The following is a 21,877-nucleotide window of genomic DNA, read 5'->3' as shown; positions in this document are numbered from 1 at the left end:
GGCTGTGAAATCACCAATCAAAAAAACAACCTCATGACCAAATTGCTGAAACTGTCGCAACTTATTAAGTAGTACAGTATGTCCCAAGTGAAGATCAGGGGCTGTTGGATCAAAACCTGCCTTTATTTTCAATGGGATACCTTTTTGTAATTTCTTTTCCAATTCAGGTATAGGAAGAATTTCCTCGCACCCCCGCATTAATTCGGAACAAACTGAATCTTGAACTATCATGTCATTAAAACCCATATAAATGATTGACCTATCTTCTCACAGCGAGTATCTTAGCCCGGTTAGCAATTTCCTGCTATACCAAATGGTACATTTTAAGATAATTTATTACTCTAAATTGAGAAAAATATAACAAAATATCCAAATAAGAGTCGATTTAGTTGACTTAAGGTAGCGGTCACTTCCAAATAATGACTGTGATATATTGATTGAAATTTAAATAGCAGCATTTTTCAGATGACGGCAATATAGGCAAAAAATGGATAAAAGACCGAATATACCAAAAAGAAAATCTGGTAACTCATCAAAGCTATTAGCGATTTTTGCGTTGGTATTTGCCTTTTCGCTCCCGTATTTGTTAGTGAAAAATTTTTCACACCCTAAACGAAAAAATTATGCTGATCAATCTGTTTTATACCCCCAACTATCAGAAGAATTATCAAGAGATATATCTGCTGAAGCTTCCGCTGAAGTTCCGCATGAAAAGCCTGACATTAAATCTGTTACAAAATCTATACAAACTAAACAAGACAAGCAAGACAAACCAATCAATAAAACCGATGTTAAAAAAGATAACGAATGGCAAATAGTCAATCCTCATCCAGGGGATTCCATGGCGACGATTTTCCATAGGCTAGGACTAACTGCACAAAACTTAAATGCCGTGATAAAAAACAACCCGCATGCCAAAATGCTTACAAGAATCAAACCAAACCAGAAATTACAATTTTTAATTAAAAAAAATAAATTGGAAAAATTAATTGTCCCTGTAAACGCCATTCAAACACTGACCGTTTATCGCTCAGGGAAAGTATACAAAACCAAAATTGACTCCAAAAAAACAACCACTCAAAATCGTTATGTGACTGCAACAGTTCAAGGTTCTTTGTACACAACAGCTCAACGTTTTAATATCCCCTCAAAATTAGTCCGTCAAATGACCACTATCTTTAACAAAGAAATAGATTTTTCCAGATCTCTACGCTCAGGGGATCAATTCTCGATAATTTATGATGCTTATTATATTGAAGATAAAATGGTAGGAGTTGGTGACATTCTAGTAGTGACCTATACTAATCGTGGAAAAACCTATCAAGCAATACGTCATACTAACGCCCATGGTGAGCAAGACTATTTTACCCCACAAGGCACCAGCTTTAAAAAGGCCTTTACTCGCTATCCCATTAAATTCAGCCACATAAGCTCGACTTTTGCTTTATCCAGATACCATCCCATTCTTCATTACAGGAGAGCGCACAAAGGCATCGATTTGGCAGCCCCGATTGGCACTCCGATACATGCTACTGGTGATGGGGTTATTACTATCATCGATAGGCATAACGGATATGGCAATATGATTAAAATTAAACATGATAAAACATACAGTACAGTTTATGGGCATTTACTCAAATTTCAGAAGGGTCTATCAAAAGGTAGTAAAGTAAAACGAGGTCAAGTTATTGGCTATGTAGGCCAAACCGGTCTGGCGACTGGGCCTCATTGTCATTACGAGCTTCATGTCAATAATCAACCAAGAAACCCAACTACAATAAGCCTTCCTACTGCAGCTCCAGTCCCAGCAAGAGAAATGGCCGCATTCAAGGCAAAAGCCAGTACCCTTTTAGCTCGATTAAAGCTTTTCGAACAAGCTCAACTGGCAAGCAAAGGGAAAAAGAAAATTAATGTTGGATAATAGACACGCGTCGAATTTTTCCGTACATCAAACCCTGTCCAATAAAATTACAATACTCAAACTCACTCTCCTAAATAACAGCAGATACCTCTTTATAAGGCTGATAGTCTCTAAATAATGGAGATATAATTTTGTTTTATATCATGTAAACAAATAACGACAAATTAATACTGAAGCAATGATTCCGGCTAAATCTGCCAATAATCCAGCAGGAATAGCATGCCTTGTTCTTCTGATACCTACTGAGCCGAAATAAACTGCAATCACATAAAAAGTAGTTTCTGTACTTCCCATCATTGTGGCTGCTGTTTTTGCGATGAATGAATCGCCCCCGTATTTATGAATCAATTCCGCCATAACTCCTGTTGAGGCACTTCCAGAGAAAGGTCTGATAAGAGCTAAAGGTAATAATTCGGAAGGCATTCCTATCATAGCCAACGCTGGAGATAAGATCTGACTCATTAAGGAAAAAAATCCTGAGGCTCTTAACATACCAATGGCAACCATCATTGCAACTAAATAAGGTATAAGCTTTACGCTAACATCAAAACCTTGTTTTGCACCAACTATAAAAGCATCAAATACATTTACCTTTTTAATCGCGGCATACAAAGGGATACCTACGATGAAAGTCAAAAACATCCAATTGGATAAATGATTAGCGAATTCATTCATAAGCTATCTGTCCTTTCAATTTTAAATCGCGGTAATTTAGCTAATTGTTTTACAGCAACGATAGCTACCAGTGTAGAAACAGTCGTCGCAATCAAAGAAGTAAAGATCACGCTACTTGGGTTTGTGCTCCCATTTGCAGCAAGAAATGCGATAGCGGTTGCAGGAATTAATTGAACGCTGGATGTGTTTATTGCTAAAAAAGTGCACATCGAATTCGTAGCAACTTTCAAATTCTGATTAAGGCTCTGCAATTCTTTCATTGCCTGTAACCCAAAAGGGGTCGCGGCATTAGCGAGACCCAACATATTCGCAGCAATGTTCATTACCATTGCTCCCATTGCAGGATGCTCAACAGGTATATCAGGAAATAATCGTTTTAACACTGGTTTGAGTATTTTACCTAAAATGGAAACCAAGCCTGATTCTGTAGCAACAGACATTATTCCTAACCAGAGAGTCATTATTCCAGCTAAACCAAGTGCCAGCTCAAATCCAAGCTTGGCAGAATCGGTCACCGCCCGTACTACGTCGTCAATACGCCCCTCAATAATCCCAACAACCACTGAAACCAGTATCATTCCTAACCATATTAGATTGAGCATTATTGCCTCCAACCTCTGAAAAAGGTTAATATATAACCAAAATTAGATTTAAAATATCAATCAGGACTTATGAAACCTATTCCTACTCCCAAAAGATACTTAATATATTTCACTTTTTTTATTACCAGTATTTCCAGTTATAGCAACCAATCAACCAATATTAAGGAAGATGCTGATACGGGTTTAACCCAATCCACCCCTTCGATTGCTACTAACTCAGCTGCTATTGAAGAACAGGCGAATTCTTCAATTAGGAAACTATATCACACACTCAATACCATGCCGAACACTTCTATGGCAGATAGAATTGACCAGATCAGCGCATACTTTAAAGGGACAAAATATATCCTTGGCTCTTTGGGCGAAGGCCCTGACGCTCGCTATGACCAATTTCCCAGATATCGAGTTGATGGCTTTGATTGTGATACATATGTCAATACAGTACTTTCTTTAGCATTGGCTAACTCTCTGGAATCATTCCAGGAGTGTTTAAACCATACTCGCTATAAAAATGGCAAAAGATCATATATAAACAGAAATCATTTTACCTCTATAGACTGGAATAACTATAACCAGAAGAGAGGTTTACTTAAAGACATTACCTTCTCCATCAGAAATGAAAAAAAACAACCTGTTGCTCTAGTTGCTAATGCATTAATCAATAAACCTCAATGGTACGATCATAAAACGATTGATACCATTCGATTGCAAAAACAAGATAAAAATGAACAGGAAAAACGTCTGGTAGAACTAAAAAACAAGGGTAAAAAGCTCGAAACGTCACTTTCTAATGTTCCTTATATTCCGTTCACTGCCTTATTTTCAGAGAATAAACCTAACCTTCATTTGTTTTCCCAAATTCCTAATGGAGCTATTATTGAAATCATCAGACCTAATTGGGACTTGCGCCAACAAATAGGGACAGAATTGGATATTTCCCACTTAGGCTTTGCCATTTGGATTAACAACGAACTGTTTTTCCGCCAAGCATCTTCTCAATATGGTAAGGTAGTAGATGTCCCTTTAATTGATTACCTTGATAAGGCGCGCAGCAGCCCGACTATAAAAGGGATTAACATTCAGGTTGTATTGCCTGCAAAACCTGTCTCTAGTGGATGCCAGCTTTTTGATATTCGATAGCTTATAAATTAATATCTTATTGTTAAGCTATAATTTTGAGTGGTTACACCGGTATAGATATTATTTGTTTTATGAAATGGCCAGTGTTTTTATTAGCTCGATACTCGGCGGCTCTTAATGAAAAAATTGATATCTATTTTAATGGCTTAATTTGGTTATTATCTAGAACCTGATGGCTGGAAACATGCCCAACGATATGAAAATAAAAAAGGCTTATTTTTACCAAATAAGCCTTTTTAAGGAATTATTTCTTTACTTCAGCAGTTGTTTTTTTAGCTTCTTGCACAAAACTTAACATGGCTTTTTCAATAATTTGAAAAGATTTTTGCATATAATCCAAAGCCTTGTGGCCGTTTTCAACTGCCAAATTAATTTGTTTTTCCAACATTTCTTCAGGCTTTTTAACCTGAGCCAGTTCATCGGGTTTTAAATAACTCAACCCTTGCAGGGTTTTAACATTCAGTTCAGCTATGGCTTGGAAAGGCTCTTGTATTTTTTTGGCCATTTCACTCCATCTTTCAAAATTGTATTGGGTCATAATATTCTCCATATTGTTGCACTGCACAATATAATAGTAGACCCTATCTTGATTATTTGTCAATATCTTATCTTAATTTTTTTGCAGCGCACCAAAAATCATGATTTCATCCTTGTATTTTTCATGCATATTGTATTTTCTGAACCAACAGTGAAATTCGCAAAGTAAAACAGTTTATTAACCACAAAAAATTAAAGGGTAAATTTTTAAACCTTAAACATTTTTTGCCATTGCTGCATCATTTGTTGCATTTGCTTATTCCAAACCTCAGTTGCTTGCTGGTAAGGATTACTTTGTAAGGGCTTGTCCATTGCATGAAACATTTGTTCCATCATTTCCTTAAAGGAAACATGCATGGGATGATTGGCTAATGAAATGATTTGACGTAAAATTTCAGAAGACAAAAACTGTGTTGGGCCTGCCTCCATTTCCACTATGATTTGCAACAAAACCGAATTAGTTAAATCCTTTCCTGTTTCGGAATCTTCTATTTTGAAATCAATACCATCCACAACATATTTTTGCAGTTGCTCAACAGTAATATATTGACTAATTTCAGTATCATACAGTCTTCGATTTTTGTATTTTTTTATGAGTCGAGTCATTGTTTTCTCAAGTATTATTCATAGAAATACAATTATAAAATGAGGTGCAAAATTGGTATAGTTTGTTTATTTAAACCCAAGAGTAATTCTTGCGCGCTTCTTTTATAATTTCATTCAAAGTTAAAAATTAATACATATGCAAACCACCATTCACACTAAGATTTGCTCCAGTGATATAACGACTTTTTTCACTAATTAGAAATTCAATAGCCCAAGCAATTTCTTGCGGTTCTGCCAATCTTTTTGCGGGTATCAAATTAATAATCCCCTCCAGAATATCCGGTCTAATACCTTTCATCAGACGAGTATTAACATAACCAGGAGAAATGCTGTTTACAGTAATATTTTTAATCATTAACTCTTGAGCCAGACTTTTGGTAAAACCATATACTCCAGCTTTTGAAGCAGCATAATTAGCCTGGGAAAATTGCCCTTTCTGAGCATTAACCGAAGACACATTCACTATCCGACCTGACTCTTGGGCTTTCATACTCTCTACGACTTGTTTGGTCACATTGAACATCCCATCGAGATTGACACGTAACACTTCATCCCATTGCCTTTTGGACATTTTGGTAAATACGGCATCTCGGGTAATTCCTGCATTATTAATCAGTACATCAACACCACCAAACTCTTCAACAATTAAGCCTATTACTTCAGCACATTGCTCATAATCAGTCACATCCATATGCCTGAAATCGATATTTTTATAGCCTTGTTCCTTCAAGTCATGAAGCCATGCCTCTCCTTCATCATCAGTAACCAAGTCCAAAGCAATGACGTGTTTAAAAGTTGAGTCCAATTGTTTGGCAACAGCCGTACCAATGTCACCGGTACCACCAGTAATCAATACCACATTATTATTCAGCATGAATTTCTCTATTAGTTTTTCTCATTCCCAATTTATGAATTAAAATTGAGGCTTGTATTTTATTGATTATTAACAGTGATCGCAGGCATCATTTCAAAACCCCAAGGTGCATTGTGAACAGTAAATAGCATGTTCACAATCCCGTGGGACTCTTAATTGATGATTCAAACTATAGCTACATATATTGACCGCCGTTAACGTCCAGATTTGCCCCTGTAATAAATCCACTATCTGGCGATACTAAAAATGCAACGGCATCGGCAATTTCTTTTGGGTATCCCAATCGACCTACGGGAATACTGGATATGATTGAATTGAGCACTTCTTCTTTCAATGCAGCCAGCATAGGGGTTTCAATATACCCTGGTGATACAGTATTCACTGTAATACCTTTACTTGCTACTTCTAATGCAAGACTCTTGGTAAAGCCAAATAAGGCTGCCTTGGTAGAAGCATAGTTGCATTGGCCAAACTGCCCTTTTCTTCCATTAATGGAAGAAATGCTGACTATGCGGCCATAACCTCTTTCCAACATCACTGGAACTACATTGCGTGTCATATTGAATACACTAGTCAAGTTGGCATCTAAAACCTGTTGCCATTGTTGAGGTGTCATTTTTCTTAAACTGCAATCTTTAGTAATGCCTGCATTATTAACCAGAACATCTATACGGCCATAACGCTCCATCACCAGGGATGTGATTTTTTCGCAATCACTATATTGAGCTATATCTCCATAGACGATATCAATGTCATAACCAAGTTGTTTTTGCTCATCTTGCCATTTTTTTGCTTCTTCATGTCTTCCATCTTTATAGTAGCATGCCACAACTTGATAACTATCAGCTAAACGCTGACTAATAGCAGAACCAATACCACCTGTTCCCCCGGTTACAATCGCTATCATTTTATCCATCGACAACTCCTTTTGTTGCTAGGTAACATTACATTACTACAATCTAATTTAACTTTCTTGTCAATGACATATATATAATACTAAGTTAGCAACAATAATTCAGCTATTTTATTTTTGCTCATGTTAGAACTCTAATATTAATGTGCTAATGATAGCTGATTTGCATTATAAATCGAATGAAGATACCCTAAACCTGCTTTTAAGTGAGCATCATGTATTCGTGATTTTCAATATCAGAAACAGTATTCATAGAATGAGGGTATTATGTTTAATAAATTTTTAGTTACAACACTATCCGTTGTCTCATTGACACTTTCACCATATGGTTTTGCCAAAGATGATTCATGTGAAGTTCAAGTGGCTGTTTCCACTCCCCCTGTTCAATTTGATCAAAGTGTGGCGTTTAACGTAACTAATGATGATGGAATTAGTAAATCGATTATTTTACAAGGAGGAAGCAATCCTAAAACTATAGGAAAATTAATTTGTTCTCCACTACCTTATACCATTAGCGCCACCCAATATTTTACACCAACAGGTTTAACCAATAAGCATGCTCAACCTGTTGGTCAATGCGTATTGAAAGCTGGAAATGTCATATTGAATGGTTCTAACAATAGTGTTGCTGTTGTTTTCCCCAATGATTTTATATGCCACCACTAGAATATTATTCTCGCTACGCATTGACAGGGAGTGAAAAACGTCACTCCCTGGTATATACAGGTACGTAGCCTTTTAATTGCTGAGCGAATTGCTTCAGCACATCAAGACCTGATTCTTCAGCCTGGCGGCACCATTGCTGCAGAGCTTCTACCAGTTCTTTTTGAGTTGTAGCTGTTTTTAACCAAACATTTTGTAATGATTGCTTATAAGAGTAAACCACTCTCAATTGTTCGTGGGCATCCAGCAATTTTTGCAAACGAGTTTTAGCTTTTGTTGATAACAGTTTATCTTCGCGACGCAGTAATCTGCCTGCCCGTTGAAACAGTTTCTTGTCTTCTTTTGTCTCAATACTGGTATTTTTTTCATACTTCAAAATAGGCCTGATGACATTCTTATAGTAATTAGACATCACTTGAAAGCGATTTGAAATAACTGCTCTCACAGTATCCAGATCAACATGGAATTTTCCTTCATCCATAGCCAATTTGGGAGGTAATTTTTTTACCTTGGCCAATCCAAAAAAGGAAAGAATGCGAATATACATCCAGCCAATATCAAACTCCCACCATTTCACTGAAAATTTGGCTGAGGAAGCAAAGGTGTGATGATTATTATGTAACTCTTCTCCACCAATCCAAAATCCCCAGGGAATGATATTAGTAGCGGCATCAGGACATTCAAAATTCCTGTATCCCCAATAATGGCCGATGCCATTGATGACTCCCGCAGCAAACAGCGGAATCCACATCATTTGGATTGCCCATACCGTAATTCCAGGAATCCCAAAGAAAAACAAATCAAGTAATAACATCAGCAAGATGCCTTTGCTTGAATGGCGCGAGTAAACATTTCGCTCTATCCAATCGGTTGGTGTGCCATGAGAATATTTGGCAACCATATCCCTGTCCTTGCGTGCCTCTCTGTAAAGTTCAGCGCCTTGCCAAAATACCTTCCTGATTCCCTCAACCACTGGGCTATGAGGGTCTCCCTCAACATCAGTTGTTGCATGGTGCTTGCGATGGATAGCAACCCAATCTGCAGTAACCATACCCGTAGTTAGCCATAACCATAAACGGAAAAAATGACTGACCACAGGGTGTAATGTTAACGCTCTATGAGTCTGGTTCCGATGAAGATAGATAGTAACAGATGCAATTGTGATTTGAGTCAGGATAAAAGTTGCAAGAACATATCCCCAGAAAGACAGGTTTAAAAAGCCGAATATCATAATAACCCCACATTGTACGGAATTATAAAAATAACTATAATTTAAGAGTGAATGTATTTTATTCCTAAATTATAGAATCAATATATGTGTAATGATAACACATTTTTTATCATTTCATTGCATGATTTAATGATGTAGTCGATAATAAATTTACTCATCTTATTTTATCAGGATATAGACATGAGCGATAAAGTTCAGAAATTGATTGAAAATATTGTGCCTTTTATAGTGATTGGTGTTGGGATCGCAATAGTTATAGCCTTATTGTTCATGTTTTTTTATGTGGCCATTTGGGGCGTAATCATCGGTGGAATACTCTGGCTTGGAGCCTTAGCTAAGGAATATTTCTTCCCCAGCAAATCATCCCAGAAAGAACAAGGAAGAATTATAGAACATGATGATAAAAAATAATGCCTGAATTACCCGAAGTCGAAACAACAAAGCAAGGTATTAAACCCCATCTTGAAGGCCGTATGATTACCGCGGTGCAAGTGCGTAATCGAAAACTTAGACTACCAGTACCTCTAAACCTGAATGAATTATGCGAAGGAAAGCATATAACAGCTATTACCCGTAGAGGAAAATACATCTTACTTCATATGGATAAAGGTTATCTTCTCATCCATCTTGGAATGTCTGGACATTTGCGTATCGTCTCCCAGACAGCAAATCCTCAAAAACATGATCATGTTGATCTGCACATTAATAATGGGCTTGCTCTCAGATTCTGCGATCCAAGAAGATTTGGCCTATTGATTTACATTGATGAAAATCCCTATGAACACCCACTCCTCGCTCATTTAGGCCCAGAACCTCTATCTGATGACTTTAATAGCGAGTACTTATTACGTAAAGCTGCGAATAAATCGCAATCCATCAAGTCATTTATTATGGATAGTCAAATTGTTGTCGGGATAGGTAATATTTATGCGGCAGAGAGTCTTTTTCTTGCCAAAATCCATCCAAATACCTCTGCAAAAAAGATAACTACAGAAGAATTCAATTCTCTGACTGGTCACATCAAAAAGATACTTGAATCTGCCATAGAGGCTGGAGGGACGACACTTCGTGATTTCTATTCTTCTGATGGTAAACCGGGGTACTTTCGTTTTGCTTTAAAGGTTTATGGCAGGAAAAATCTCCCCTGTTTGGTATGTGAAAATAAAATAGAAACTGTCGTGATTGCCGGGCGCCACTCCGCATTTTGCCCACATTGCCAGCCAATCATTACATAATAAGTTTAATAATGGCCACCTGGAACCATTTTTGTTTCTTAATTGATTCTGTTGTTGTGACAAAAGGTTAATTTATGGATATTAAAAAACTTAAAAAGGCAGCCTCTAATTTTCTGGAAAGATATCCAGGCGGTTTCTACCACCCTGAAATGATTGAAATGGGTAAAAAACATAAAATGGATAAGATGGTTGCTTTGGCTCAAGGGAGTTTTGCCAAGCAAAATTTTAAAAACCCTGATGAAATAACAAATTCCATGTTGAAAATTGTTACTCAGTCATCTTTGATTTCAATATTTGAAAAACCTAAATTTAGAGATTTTATCAAAAGAACTCCCCCAAACGATAAAGTACTTATTGCAAAAGGATTAAAAGAACTTTTGTATGGAAATGAACAGGAAGGCTTTGAAGAGCTTCTTTTTCAATTTCAAAGAGAGAAACTGGCGAAGTGGACATTAATGACTGTTTTTCAGGCTTACTTTAATCCTGAAGTGGATGTGTTTATAAAACCTACGACAACCCAAAATATCATTAAAGAACTGAACCTTGATCTCGTATATAACCCGAGCCCTTCTTGGGAGTTTTATGAATCTTACAGGGATATCATTAACCAGATGAAAACAAAAATTGAACAATCGCTAGCACCTAGCAATACCGCATTCTGTGGTTTTTTAATGATGAGCCTATAGCTATTAAGTTTTCTATGATTACCGCCTTATGGACTCTATGAAGACAGGCAACCTTATTTTATTGAGCGGGTGATGGGAATCGAACCCACGCCATCAGCTTGGGAAGCTGAGGTTCTACCATTGAACTACACCCGCAAATAACACACTAACCCTTACGTTAAGGTCATATTAAGGTACCATTTTGTAATTCTTGGTTCAATTGAGTTATCACAACTGTGATGTAAATTTAAAAACAGGCCTTAAAACTCTACTATTAACGTTTTTGAAAAGTATGGAAAACGTCATTTACAGAACATATCCTGGTTGCTTCCTTTGATTACAATCTTATATTCTTAATCAAATAAGATAAAGAAATAGTTATTCTGTAGACTAAACTTTACAGGTTAAAGAAAATCCGTTAAGACCTAATACTAAAATCCCTGTTACTGCAATCTACGATTGAAAAATGAATCCTATAAGAAAAATTATCCATATTGACATGGACTGTTTTTATGCAGCAATTGAAATGCGTGATTTCCCAGAGCTGGCAAATAAACCTATCGCCGTAGGCGGGGAGACAAAACGTCGTGGAGTAATAGCAACTTGTAATTATGCCGCCCGTCAATTTGGCATACACTCTGCAATGCCAACAGCCCATGCATTGAAACTTTGTCGAGAACTCATCTTACGACCAGTACGTATGGATGTATATCAAAAAGAAAGTCAATATATTAGAACCCTATTGGCAGAGTATACAGACATTATCGAACCTTTGTCATTAGATGAAGCCTATCTTGATGTCACTGAATCCACACAATGTCAGGGGAGCGCCACCTGGATTGCGCAAGAGATTCGCGCCCGAATTTATCAAACAAGACAACTCACTGCGAGCGCAGGCATTGCGCCAAATAAGAGCCTTGCAAAAATAGCCAGTGATTGGCATAAACCCAATGGGCAAATGGTTATTAGACCTGAAGACGTTAGCGCATTTATTCTGGATTTACCTGTACGTAAATTATTCGGTGTAGGGCCCAAGATGGAAGAAAAATTGAATGCTCTTAACATTAAAACCTGCGCTGATTTGCAGCGATATTCCGTTGAATATCTATTACATAAATTTGGTACCATAGGACAGAGACTTTATGAGTTAGCGAGAGGCATTGATAATCGCCCCGTTAATCCTGAGCGTATTCGAAAATCCATCAGCGTTGAAGAAACCTATCCAATAGACTTGCCAAATAGTGAAGCTTGCCTGGCGGCCTTACCAGATCTTCTGGTGCGCCTGGAAGCACGGATACAACGAGCGGGTAAAATTTCTGGTATTCACAATCTATTTGTAAAATTGAAGTTTAATGACTTTCAGCAAACAACCATTGAACGAGTTCATGACAAGCTTGATTTAATCGTTTTACGTCAACTGATACAAGAAGGTTTTGCCAGAAAATGCATGCCTGTACGATTATTAGGTATAGGAGTTAAATTAAAGCAGGAAAATATGTATCAAAGTATGCAACTGCCATTGCTTGACTTATAACGACTGTATTATTCTCAAATAATAACAACTGGAAGTATTATTTTAATGCACCCATTAATAATCGATGAAAAACTGGTTTGTCGTTTAATCGCCAGCCAGTTTCCCCATTATTCCAATCTCCCTGTTAACTCGGTAGCTGTCGGCGGATGGGATAACCGGACTTTTCATCTTGGTAAAGAAATGCTTGTGCGGCTGCCCAGTGCCGAGCAATATGAATTGCAAGTTGAAAAAGAACAACAATGGCTCCCTCAATTGGCTCCCTTGCTGCCTGTTTCAATTCCGATACCTTTGGAAATGGGGATGCCTGGTGAAGGATACCCTTGGAAATGGTCGATTTATCGTTGGCTTGAAGGTGAAGCAATAGCCTCTGCTAATCTATCCAACCTGAATGAAATCGCGAAGGATCTGGCAACATTCCTCACTGCTTTTCATCAAATTGATTCTACCGGCGGCCCAAAACCAGGGTTGCATAGCTTTTATCGTGGTGGAGATTTGAAAATTTATGATCTAGAAACCCGTCAAGCTATTGATTGTTTAAAAGGAAAAATTGATACAGATCATGCCACTGAAATTTGGGAAACCGCTCTGAATACTTCTTGGCAAAGTACACCGGTGTGGGTTCATGGTGATATAAGCGCTGGTAACCTTCTGGTTAAAAATGAAAAATTATGCGCTGTTATCGATTTTGGGCAGTTATCCGTCGGCGATCCGGCCTGCGATCTTGCTATTACCTGGACATTATTTGCAGGGGACAGCAGGAAAATCTTCCGTGAAATGCTTGCTTTAGACAAAGGCACTTGGTCTCGTGGGCGAGCATGGACTTTATGGAAAGCGTTAATCGTTGCAGCAGGTATTGCAAACACCAATGCTATGGAAGCGCAAAAATCCTGCTGTATTATCAATGAGCTATTTTTGACTGAGTTATAATCTATACTATATTACTCAATTTGACACTGGGAATACTATTGCCTCGAAGACAGTGTTATGCTATGAAATAATCTCCGGACGAGACGCGCCGTACCCGGTTAAGACAAGACGACGCCTTTAATCATTTTAAAAGGAGTCGCTATGCTATTACCTTGGCTTTATTTATTTATCGCAGGACTCTTGGAAGTCTGTTGGGCTGTTGGTTTAAAATATACGGATGGTTTTTCGAAATGGCTGCCAAGCCTGTTTACAGGCATCACACTGATTATCAGTATGTTTTTATTAGCCAAAGCTGCTCAAACATTACCTATTGGTACTGCCTATGCGGTATGGGTAGGGATAGGTACACTAGGGACTGCGATCATGGGCGTACTCCTGTTTCAGGAACATCTATCTGTCTACCGTTTGCTATACCTTGTATTAATGCTAATATCTATCTTCGGTTTAAAATACACGGCTTGATTTGAATCGTTCCAGTATTCGTCAACTTGTTGTATGATGACCCTCTCATAATCCCATGCGTCCTAACGATGAAAATAAGTCGATTAAAAACTTTTTGGATAATTACGCGTCTATTTTATTACACAGGTGTTGCCTGCACACGCTCTATATTTAAGTACCTTTTTAGCACCCCTACGAGACCATGGGTCGATAACGTCATTCACCATTGGGTTGACCAGCTCTTAAATGCTGTGAAAGTAGAATATAAAGTAATCAATCCCCATAATGTACAGCCTCAGCCTGGCAAAGCAACGATTCTTATGTGCAATCATTCGAGTGCCTATGATATTCCTTTAGGCTTTAAAGCATTCCCCAATAACTCCATCCGTATGCTTGCCAAGCGAGAGCTCTCCAAAATTCCACTTTTAGGAAAAGGAATGGCTGCAGCGGAATTCCCTTTTATAGACAGAAAAAACAGATTTCAAGCCATAAAGGATTTGGAGTTTGCCCAGCAACTGATGGAAAGTGGAATTATTCTATGGATCGCACCTGAAGGAACTCGCTCAAAAGATGGCAAACTAGCCTCATTTAAAAAAGGTGGCTTTATCACTGCCATTCAAGCCAAGGCTACTATAATCCCCATAGGAATTCGCGGGGCTTTTGATATTCTCCCTGCCCGCACCTTTAATATACATTTGAATCAAAAAGCAGAAATTCATATTGGTGAGCCTATTGATGCTGCTCAATATACAATTGAAAATAAAGAGAAATTAATCGAGAAGACCTATCAATCAATAAAAAAACTGGTGGGAGAGAGTTGAAAAACTCACAGAATAACAAGATTGCAGGTTTGCAGAGAAAGATGACTAAAAAAAACTTCCATAATCAGTACCAACATGATCTCAAATCACACAAGAAAATAAAGTAGATTTCTACAATAGAATAAGCAAATTAGGCTACCTGGTTTTCAATATCAGTACTAACTATTTTGAAATTTCCTTAATTCTCACCTAGAATTTAATAAGCAAATCAATATTACCTTGCCATGAGCATTAATAAAATAGAAGAAGAAAGGGATACCTCTTCTGATCTGGAAAAGAAAACCAAGATGTACTTAGCTCACCGAATGGATAATGTAGGGCCATTAACACTGAAAGATGCTCACATCCTGGTAAACAAATTAAGTAACGATTTGCAAAAAAAACAATTAACATTAATCGAATGCCTACAGATAATAAACCTTGTTGAATCCCGCTTTACTTTGGTCAAACAAGCAATAAGACATCTACAATTTTTTCTAAATAAACTTGATGGCAAATCAATTAACCCTATCTCAATCCCATTTTCCAATAAACCCTTTTGGCAAAATATCCCACATCCATTCGATCATTACCGTTCTAGCGATTCATTACCGGAACAAGCAGATATTGTAATCATAGGGGCAGGTCTAACTGGGGCATCCACCGCTTATCATCTCATCGATGAAGTCAAGAAAAGTAACCTTTCTGTTATATTGTTAGATAAAGGGAATCCAGCCACTGAAGCCAGTGGTCGCAATGGGGGTAATTTTGAATTATTACCTGAAAACTCTGTGGGAATCTATAGTGGCTTAGTTTCAGAGCGCTTTCGTTTTTTAAAACGATGTTACCCCCATGTTCATCCGTCGATATTACAAATTGAAAGCGAATACCATGCTTCACTGGTTTTTCAATTCGCTTTAAAAAATCGTAATCGCTTTAAGGAAATAGTACGAAAAGAACGTATTCATTGTGATCTTTCAGCAAAAGGATGGCTCTATATCGCTCATACTGAAGAGGAAGAACAAGCAATTTGTGATGAAGTCACTCTTGCTGCCCAACATGGCGAACGCATCTACATTTGGTCTCGTAAAAAAATTAGAGAACAATTCGGCATCAACTCCAGGTTCATCGGTCGATTTATTCCAGATGACGGTACCTACAATCCCTTTAAATATACGTGCTGCCTAATTAAGGCAGCAATCAAAGGTGGTATCCAGCTCTATACGTTTGTGAAAGTTCAACAAATTCAAAGCATGGATGAAGAATGCCATCAATTGAAAACCAATATGGGTTTGCTTAAGGCTCGGCAAGTTATTGTTGCAACAAACGCGTTTACCAGCGAATTGCTCCCTGAATTGAGAGCCATTAAGCCTCACCAAAGTCAAATTGCAATTACCGAATCAACACCAGATTACTGTAAAGGCCGATTAATAACCAGTGAAGATGGCCCTCTCTATCTCAATCAACCCAGGGTCAAATCAAAGAATGGCTTGGTGCCTTTGCTTATTGGTGCTGGTGACGACCGGGCAATGAAAAACCCCTATTATCGCAAGCGTTCAAAAAAGGTTCATGATCTTATTGTGCAGCAAAGAGATAAATATTTCCCTGGACTTAAAGGGAAACCATTTTCAACAGAATGGGTTGGTGCCTTGGCTTTTACACCTGATCAATTACCCGCCATTGGTTACCTGTCTCCGGGAATCATTATTGTGATGTGCTGTAATGGATATGGAGGAAGCTATACCACAGCAGCAGGATTTGCAGCGGCTGAAATTGCTTTAAATGGAAAAAACCCACCTTGGTTACCTGCAGATGTATTTTCTCCTAAACGCCTCCTGTCAGACAAGCCGCTATTTTTGGAGGATAGTGACAGTTTATGGCGGATTGGAAAAACACTTTGTACAACACTTAATAATCTCAATCAACTTCTGGCTGAGTCCTTATCATATCAGTCTACATATCAACCTTATTCTACAACTACTTCATTGCCTCATGGGAATCGAGAGAAAAATTGCATTCTTGACCCACTAAAAGTAATGCATCAATTAGCAATCTTTAGATCTTTTGCATATCACGAATTAGAAATGTTAATTCGCTATACCTCACCTGTTTGCTTAAATCAGGGAGAAATTCTTTTTAATCAAGGTGATGCGGGACATTCTTGTTTTATTCTGATTCAAGGAAAAATCAATCTTTATTATGAGCATGCTGAAGGCTTTACTTCAATGGTTGCAGAACTGGAAGCAGGATCAGTATTTGGTCAAATGGCATTATTCCTTGAGAACAAACGTATGGCCACTTGTCAGGCTACAGAAAACTGTTCCATGTTAGAAATCATGGTAGAACCCTGTAAATCGCTTTTTATTAAGCAACAGGCTCTTGGAATTAAATTACTCCGCCTCTTAAACCAGGGAGTCATCGATGCATTGCATAAACTCAACAAGCGATTGAAAAACACTTAACACAAATCATAAAGCAAATTTGATTTCAATTGTTTTATTACGCATTAACAATTTACGTATCGAATGTAGCAGGTCAATTCATTTTAAAAATGTATTCTAGTAATTAACTCCATACCCATATGCCATACTAGATATCGTAGCAGCTAAACCAATATGTCTTGGATCAGAAGCAGCTGTTAAGACATTACTTTCTTTGTCCCATGTAATGGCTTGCATATCTCCATAATATTGTTTCAATGGCATTAAATGGTATCCCATAGCTTGTAAACCCTGTTGAATTGAACTTGGAAAAGTATCAGGCTCAAATTGCAAAACATCTGGTAAATATTGATGATGAAATCGCATGGCTGAAACCATACTGATAGCTCCATACCCATCATAAAATAATAGTGAGGCAAGTAAAACCATAGTAGGAATACGGCTTCCCCCAGGAGTCCCCAGGATAGCTACACGCCCTGGCATCTCCAGGAAGGTTGGAGCCATGCTGGATAGAGGCCTTTTTCTTGGTTCAATGGCATTGCGCTCACTTCCCACTAAACCAAAGACATTTTGCTCACCCACTTTAGTAGAAAAATCGTCCATTTCATCATTTAATAATACCCCTGTTCCCTTCGCAACTACACTGGAGCCAAAAATGTAATTAATTGTCATTGTTGCAGCAACACGATTTCCTTCCGTATCAATAATCGAAATATGTGAGGTATTTGAGTGTTTTCCCGTTGGAACTGAGCCTTGCAAGACTTTACTATCAATCGCTTTATTTGGTGAAATCAAGCGGCTTAATTGTTTCGCATTATCTGAGGAAATCAATTTATCAAGTGGAACCTTAATAAAATCAGGATCACCCAGAAATTGATCTCTTTGCCAATAAGCCAATCTCATCGATTCAACGACGTAATGAACCCATTTTAATTTGGGAAATGAAGACAAAGGAAATTTGGATAATATATTGAGCATGGTTACCAATGCCACTCCACCGGCCGAAGGCAGAGGCGCTGTGATAATTAACATATTATGATAAGCACTAATTAAAGGTGGCCTCACTTTAATTTTATATTGAGCCAGATCATCAAGAGACCAAATTCCACCTGCCGCATTGACACCTTGAACTAGCAGAGAAGCCGTTTCTCCTGAATAAAATCCGGCATTTCCGTACTTGGCTATCAATCTGAGTGTTTTTGCCAAATCTTTTTGAACAAGTTTTTCTCCGATTTCAAAAGGCTGACCATTCTTTAAAAAAATAGCGGCGGTATCGGGATATTTCTTCAAGTTTTCTAATCTATCATCCAGAGTGGAAAAGTAGCGAAATTGAGGATCAACAGGAAAACCCTCTTCCGCAAGCTTAATAGCCGGAGCCAATGTCTTGCTAAGCGGAAGACGGCCATAATTCTTGGCTATATAAACCAGGGCAGCTGGCTGTCCCGGTATGGCTGCAGATAAACCACCATTTAGAGAAAGCCCGGGAATCACTTGGCCGTCAGGAGCCAGATACATATCTTTACTTGCAGCCAGAGGAGCCACCTCCCTGCCATCAATAAAGAGGTTTAAATGCTCCTTTTCCTGATGAAGCAGCCAAAAACCCCCTCCTCCAAGTCCTGAATGATATGGTTCGACTACTGCCAAGGCAGCAGCTACGGCAACTGCAGCATCAAAAGCATTTCCTCCAGCTGCTAAAATCTCTAAACCGGCATTAGTTGCCAAGGGGTGAGCACTCGCTACAGCATATCCTGGGGGATATTGTGGAAATATTTTTGCATTAACCTGATAAATACTGCAAATTAATAAAAGTAAACCACTCAGCCATCTACAATTATATTTCATTTTGTCTCTTTTTTAATTCTCTAACTACATTGGGCGGAACAAATTGAGAAACATCTCCATTTAGGGCTGCAATTTCACGGACTAAAGTGGATGAGATATACATTAAATGCTCAGCAGGGGTTAAAAATAATGTTTCTACCTTTTTAGATAGTTTTCTGTTCATTCCAGCCAATTGAAATTCATACTCAAAATCTGAAACTGCTCTCAATCCGCGTAAAATAATGCCTGCATTTTGTTCTAATACAAAATCAATCAGCAAGTTATCAAAACCCACGACCCTCACACCAGTTAAATGTCCAACGGACTCTTCCAGTAAACTAATTCTGGTTTCCCAAGATAAATAAGGCCGCTTGTTCTTATTGCTTGCCACAGCTACTATCAATTCTGGAAAAATAGTACTGGCCCGAGTAATAATATCAACATGGCCATTGGTTACAGGGTCAAATGTTCCCGGGTAGATTGCTTTTTGTTTCATTTCGTTAATTACCATTTGCATATAGAAGCAGTCTAGCGTATTGTAAATTGAAAAACTATAAAAAAATGGAATTGAGGTAAGCAATGAATGCGATAAAACGTTTGACAATAATCTTAATTTGCTTTTTAACAGCATGCGCTCCCCCAAGACCCTCCGAAGAGCCGCCTACAAACCGTGAAATTCCTCTTGAAGAACGCAAAGCAGAAACAGCCACTGTTTCATCATGGGAAATTAAAGGCGCCCTGGCTGCAAAAACCAAAGCGAAAGGCTGGTCTGCTACTATGAATTGGGTACAACAAGGGGCCAACTCATACCAAATACGTTTAATGGGGCCATTAGGTGGTGGGGCCGTTCTAATCAGCAAAAAAGGGAATACCATTACATTTCAAGATGGCTCCAAAATAACGACTTCCACCAATGCGGATGAGTTATTACTAAAACAAACTGGCATTAGACTTCCTGTAAATAACTTGTATTACTGGGTAAGAGGTCTACCTGCACCAGGTGGAGTCCAATCAGAAAAACATGACCAATTCAATCACCTGATACAATTGAAGCAAAATGGCTATACCATTGATTTTACTAAGTATACTTCAGTCAAGGGAATAGATTTACCAAGTATGATTCGCCTTGAAGGAAATGGTGTCATGGTAAAGGTTGTGATAAAGAATTGGATTGTATAAATTAATTCTTATAATTTATTTGCTTTCCGAAGTTGACATCGATAAAAAAGCACTGCAAAATACGCAGCACATTGCAGGGATGAATACTATTTTTAAACTCACGGAAGATTAAAGAATCTACAATTATAGGGGTGTCGCCAAGCGGTAAGGCACAGGGTTTTGATCCCTGCATACCTAGGTTCGAATCCTAGCACCCCTGCCATTTTCTTGTTGATTCAACCTAGAATATGAAGTTGAATCTAGGTACAAGTAAACAGACGGCAGAAGATAACCTGGAAGGATGCGTACTTCGTATCGCTCAAATAATAATAATATCTTTTTGGCTGTCTTCTGCTATGTGTTTAAGTTATGTGATTAACCTAAATCTAAGGCTTTTGACACATGTCCACGATGATGATTTTTACAGGGAATGCTAACCCTGAATTAGCACTAAAAATATCCTCACATTTACAAATACCTATTGGTAAAGCCACCGTTGGTACCTTCAGCGATGGAGAGACTATGGTCGAGATTTTGGAAAATGTCCGAGGTAAAGATGTTTTTGTTCTCCAATCTACTTGTGCGCCTGCAAATAATAATTTAATGGAATTGCTGATTATGGCAGATGCCCTGAGAAGATCATCTGCTGGTCGTATTACAGCTGTAGTTCCTTATTTTGGCTACGCACGTCAAGATAGGCGAGTACGATCCGCCCGTGTTCCTATTACAGCTAAAGTGGTAGCAGACATGATGGCTTCAGTTGGAATTTGTCGAGTTCTAACTGTTGATTTACACGCGGATCAAATACAGGGTTTCTTTTATATGCCGGTTGATAACGTATACTCAACTCCGGTATTGCTAGAAGATATAACCAAACAAAAATTAAACAACATCATGATCGTATCGCCAGACGTCGGTGGGGTTGTTCGTGCCAGAGCGGTTGCTAAAAGACTGAATGACGCAGAGCTGTCAATTATTGATAAACGCCGGAGTGGGCCAAATAAATCAGAAGTAATGCACATTATCGGTGAGCCAGCTAATAAAAACTGTATTATTGTAGACGACATAGTAGATACTGCTGGAACACTTTGTACGGCTGCTCATGAATTAAAGAAAAGCGGAGCAAAAAGCGTCAGAGCATACATTACACATCCTGTATTATCTGGCCCCGCAGTTAACAATATTAAACATTCAGGCCTTGATGAGGTGGTAGTAACTGATACCATCCCTTTATCAGCTGAAGCACAAAACTGTGAAAAAATCAGAGTGGTTAGTCTTGCTGACATGCTAGCCCAAGCAATCAAGCGAGTAAATGTTGAAGAGTCGGTAAGCTCTATGTTTGCCGAATAAGATGATTATTCTTTGTAACAAAAAAGGGAGCCAAGGCTCCCTTTTTTGTTATCAACCTCTATTAATCCCTTGTACCGACGTATTTATCATCAAAATAACGTCTTAATTTAGTTCTTAAAGTTCCACGACTAATTCCCAGCATGATTGCAGCGCGGGACTGATTATACTTGCAATGTTCCATTACTGCACGAAATAGAGGGGTCTCAATTTCTTCAAGTACAAACTGGTATAAGTCAACAGGATCAGTTCCCTTAAGCTCTGAAAAATATTTTTGTACAGATTGAGTCACGCTTTCGGCTAGTGAAGCAGTGGTATCTCCTGCATCATTACTGATTGTTGTCAT

At 38.2% G+C, this 21,877-nt stretch carries 24 protein-coding genes, 2 tRNA genes and 1 riboswitch (1 of these 27 only partly in view); of the genes, 14 read left to right on the top strand and 12 right to left on the bottom strand.

What is annotated here, in order from left to right; translation table 11 throughout:
- Positions 1-231: the 5' end (the start) of a tyrosine--tRNA ligase gene (tyrS, locus tag EL201_RS02960; RefSeq protein ID WP_027223628.1), read on the bottom strand. It extends 975 nt beyond the left edge of the window; only the first 231 of its 1,206 coding nucleotides appear in the window; its start codon is at positions 229-231; its stop codon lies off the left edge, out of view.
- A 256-nt stretch (positions 232-487) separates the two neighbouring features.
- Between tyrS and EL201_RS02955 the strand changes: the two genes are divergently transcribed.
- A complete protein-coding gene (locus EL201_RS02955) occupies positions 488-1,921 on the top strand; it encodes a peptidoglycan DD-metalloendopeptidase family protein (protein WP_027223627.1) in 1,434 nt (477 codons plus the stop codon).
- A 141-nt stretch (positions 1,922-2,062) separates the two neighbouring features.
- On the opposite strand, the gene EL201_RS02950 is transcribed toward EL201_RS02955, so the two are convergent.
- Together EL201_RS02950 and EL201_RS02945 are read right to left on the bottom strand one after the other, a co-directional pair.
- Positions 2,063-2,596, bottom strand: a complete 534-nt coding sequence (locus tag EL201_RS02950) for a spore maturation protein (RefSeq protein WP_027223626.1) — start codon at positions 2,594-2,596, stop codon at positions 2,063-2,065.
- The gene (locus tag EL201_RS02945) at positions 2,593-3,198 is read right to left on the bottom strand and encodes a nucleoside recognition domain-containing protein (protein WP_027223625.1); all 606 of its coding nucleotides are present in this window, start codon (positions 3,196-3,198) and stop codon (positions 2,593-2,595) included. The genes EL201_RS02950 and EL201_RS02945 overlap by 4 nt, the downstream gene beginning before the upstream one ends.
- Before the next feature lie 69 nt (positions 3,199-3,267).
- Here EL201_RS02945 and EL201_RS02940 point away from each other — a divergent pair, with 69 nt between their 5' ends.
- Positions 3,268-4,338 (top strand): N-acetylmuramoyl-L-alanine amidase-like domain-containing protein, encoded by a 1,071-nt coding sequence (locus EL201_RS02940; protein ID WP_027223624.1) that lies wholly within the window; start codon positions 3,268-3,270, stop codon positions 4,336-4,338.
- A 244-nt stretch (positions 4,339-4,582) separates the two neighbouring features.
- Here the strand turns inward: EL201_RS02940 and EL201_RS02935 are convergent, their stop codons facing one another.
- The 4 genes from EL201_RS02935 to phbB form a co-directional block, all read right to left on the bottom strand.
- Entirely contained in the window at positions 4,583-4,876 is a 294-nt protein-coding gene (locus tag EL201_RS02935) for a phasin family protein (RefSeq protein ID WP_014843422.1), read from the bottom strand.
- A gap of 206 nt (positions 4,877-5,082) precedes the next feature.
- Positions 5,083-5,481, bottom strand: a complete 399-nt coding sequence (locus EL201_RS02930; protein ID WP_027223623.1) for a polyhydroxyalkanoate synthesis regulator DNA-binding domain-containing protein — start codon at positions 5,479-5,481, stop codon at positions 5,083-5,085.
- Positions 5,482-5,608: 127 nt separating this feature from the next.
- On the bottom strand, positions 5,609-6,355 hold the full coding sequence (locus tag EL201_RS02925; RefSeq protein WP_027223622.1) for a 3-oxoacyl-ACP reductase: 747 nt from the start codon (positions 6,353-6,355) through the stop codon (positions 5,609-5,611).
- Between the two features lie 175 nt (positions 6,356-6,530).
- The gene (gene phbB / locus EL201_RS02920) at positions 6,531-7,271 is read right to left on the bottom strand and encodes an acetoacetyl-CoA reductase (protein WP_027223621.1); all 741 of its coding nucleotides are present in this window, start codon (positions 7,269-7,271) and stop codon (positions 6,531-6,533) included.
- 264 nt (positions 7,272-7,535) lie between these two features.
- Between phbB and EL201_RS02915 the strand changes: the two genes are divergently transcribed.
- Positions 7,536-7,934 (top strand): hypothetical protein, encoded by a 399-nt coding sequence (locus EL201_RS02915; protein WP_027223620.1) that lies wholly within the window; start codon positions 7,536-7,538, stop codon positions 7,932-7,934.
- Positions 7,935-7,974: 40 nt separating this feature from the next.
- On the opposite strand, the gene EL201_RS02910 is transcribed toward EL201_RS02915, so the two are convergent.
- Positions 7,975-9,162, bottom strand: coding sequence for a DesA family fatty acid desaturase (locus EL201_RS02910; protein WP_027223619.1), 1,188 nt, complete (start codon positions 9,160-9,162; stop codon positions 7,975-7,977).
- Between the two features lie 180 nt (positions 9,163-9,342).
- On the opposite strand from EL201_RS02910, the gene EL201_RS02905 reads away from it, so the two are divergent.
- The 3 genes from EL201_RS02905 to EL201_RS02895 all read left to right on the top strand — a co-directional run bounded on the left by EL201_RS02905 (position 9,343) and on the right by EL201_RS02895 (position 11,083).
- A complete protein-coding gene (locus tag EL201_RS02905; protein ID WP_011214789.1) occupies positions 9,343-9,573 on the top strand; it encodes a hypothetical protein in 231 nt (76 codons plus the stop codon).
- A complete protein-coding gene (gene mutM / locus EL201_RS02900) occupies positions 9,573-10,397 on the top strand; it encodes a bifunctional DNA-formamidopyrimidine glycosylase/DNA-(apurinic or apyrimidinic site) lyase (RefSeq protein ID WP_027223618.1) in 825 nt (274 codons plus the stop codon). The genes EL201_RS02905 and mutM overlap by 1 nt, the downstream gene beginning before the upstream one ends.
- A gap of 74 nt (positions 10,398-10,471) precedes the next feature.
- Positions 10,472-11,083 carry a hypothetical protein gene (locus EL201_RS02895; protein WP_027223617.1) on the top strand — a complete coding sequence of 204 codons (612 nt, stop codon included), beginning with the start codon at positions 10,472-10,474 and terminating at the stop codon, positions 11,081-11,083.
- A gap of 64 nt (positions 11,084-11,147) precedes the next feature.
- Here the strand turns inward: EL201_RS02895 and EL201_RS02890 are convergent.
- A tRNA-Gly gene (locus tag EL201_RS02890) sits at positions 11,148-11,218 on the bottom strand.
- Positions 11,219-11,528: 310 nt separating this feature from the next.
- Between EL201_RS02890 and dinB the strand changes: the two genes are divergently transcribed.
- From dinB to EL201_RS02865, 5 genes are all read left to right on the top strand, one after another.
- Complete coding sequence (dinB, locus tag EL201_RS02885) at positions 11,529-12,596, top strand: DNA polymerase IV (RefSeq protein WP_027223616.1); 1,068 nt, start codon at positions 11,529-11,531, stop codon at positions 12,594-12,596.
- Between the two features lie 45 nt (positions 12,597-12,641).
- The gene (locus tag EL201_RS02880) at positions 12,642-13,523 is read left to right on the top strand and encodes an aminoglycoside phosphotransferase family protein (protein ID WP_027223615.1); all 882 of its coding nucleotides are present in this window, start codon (positions 12,642-12,644) and stop codon (positions 13,521-13,523) included.
- A gap of 49 nt (positions 13,524-13,572) precedes the next feature.
- Positions 13,573-13,641: riboswitch (guanidine-III (ykkC-III) riboswitch) on the top strand.
- Positions 13,642-13,664: 23 nt separating this feature from the next.
- Positions 13,665-13,985: a DMT family transporter gene (locus tag EL201_RS02875; RefSeq protein ID WP_027223614.1), complete on the top strand. Its 321-nt coding sequence runs from the start codon at positions 13,665-13,667 to the stop codon at positions 13,983-13,985.
- A 68-nt stretch (positions 13,986-14,053) separates the two neighbouring features.
- Positions 14,054-14,785: a lysophospholipid acyltransferase family protein gene (locus tag EL201_RS02870; protein WP_027223613.1), complete on the top strand. Its 732-nt coding sequence runs from the start codon at positions 14,054-14,056 to the stop codon at positions 14,783-14,785.
- A gap of 224 nt (positions 14,786-15,009) precedes the next feature.
- The gene (locus EL201_RS02865) at positions 15,010-17,226 is read left to right on the top strand and encodes an FAD-dependent oxidoreductase (protein ID WP_027223612.1); all 2,217 of its coding nucleotides are present in this window, start codon (positions 15,010-15,012) and stop codon (positions 17,224-17,226) included.
- Positions 17,227-17,322: 96 nt separating this feature from the next.
- Here the strand turns inward: EL201_RS02865 and ggt are convergent, their stop codons facing one another.
- Together ggt and coaD are read right to left on the bottom strand one after the other, a co-directional pair.
- Positions 17,323-19,047, bottom strand: coding sequence for a gamma-glutamyltransferase (gene ggt / locus EL201_RS02860; RefSeq protein ID WP_027223611.1), 1,725 nt, complete (start codon positions 19,045-19,047; stop codon positions 17,323-17,325).
- Positions 19,037-19,543 carry a pantetheine-phosphate adenylyltransferase gene (gene coaD, locus EL201_RS02855; RefSeq protein ID WP_027223610.1) on the bottom strand — a complete coding sequence of 169 codons (507 nt, stop codon included), beginning with the start codon at positions 19,541-19,543 and terminating at the stop codon, positions 19,037-19,039. The genes ggt and coaD overlap by 11 nt, the downstream gene beginning before the upstream one ends.
- A gap of 62 nt (positions 19,544-19,605) precedes the next feature.
- Between coaD and lolB the strand changes: the two genes are divergently transcribed.
- The 3 genes from lolB (at position 19,606) to EL201_RS02830 (ending at position 21,534) form a co-directional block, all read left to right on the top strand.
- Positions 19,606-20,205, top strand: a complete 600-nt coding sequence (gene lolB / locus EL201_RS02850) for a lipoprotein insertase outer membrane protein LolB (RefSeq protein ID WP_027223609.1) — start codon at positions 19,606-19,608, stop codon at positions 20,203-20,205.
- A 127-nt stretch (positions 20,206-20,332) separates the two neighbouring features.
- A tRNA-Gln gene (locus tag EL201_RS02840) sits at positions 20,333-20,407 on the top strand.
- A gap of 179 nt (positions 20,408-20,586) precedes the next feature.
- Entirely contained in the window at positions 20,587-21,534 is a 948-nt protein-coding gene (locus tag EL201_RS02830) for a ribose-phosphate pyrophosphokinase (protein WP_027223608.1), read from the top strand.
- 61 nt (positions 21,535-21,595) lie between these two features.
- On the opposite strand, the gene EL201_RS02825 is transcribed toward EL201_RS02830, so the two are convergent.
- Positions 21,596-21,877 (bottom strand): helix-turn-helix domain-containing protein, encoded by a 282-nt coding sequence (locus EL201_RS02825; RefSeq protein ID WP_010946289.1) that lies wholly within the window; start codon positions 21,875-21,877, stop codon positions 21,596-21,598.

Origin of the sequence: Legionella pneumophila subsp. pascullei, from assembly GCF_900637585.1 — a bacterium.
GTDB lineage: Bacteria > Pseudomonadota > Gammaproteobacteria > Legionellales > Legionellaceae > Legionella > Legionella pascullei.
Note: the sequence above shows the minus strand (reverse complement) of the source record. Positions and strands in the feature narration are given on the sequence as shown.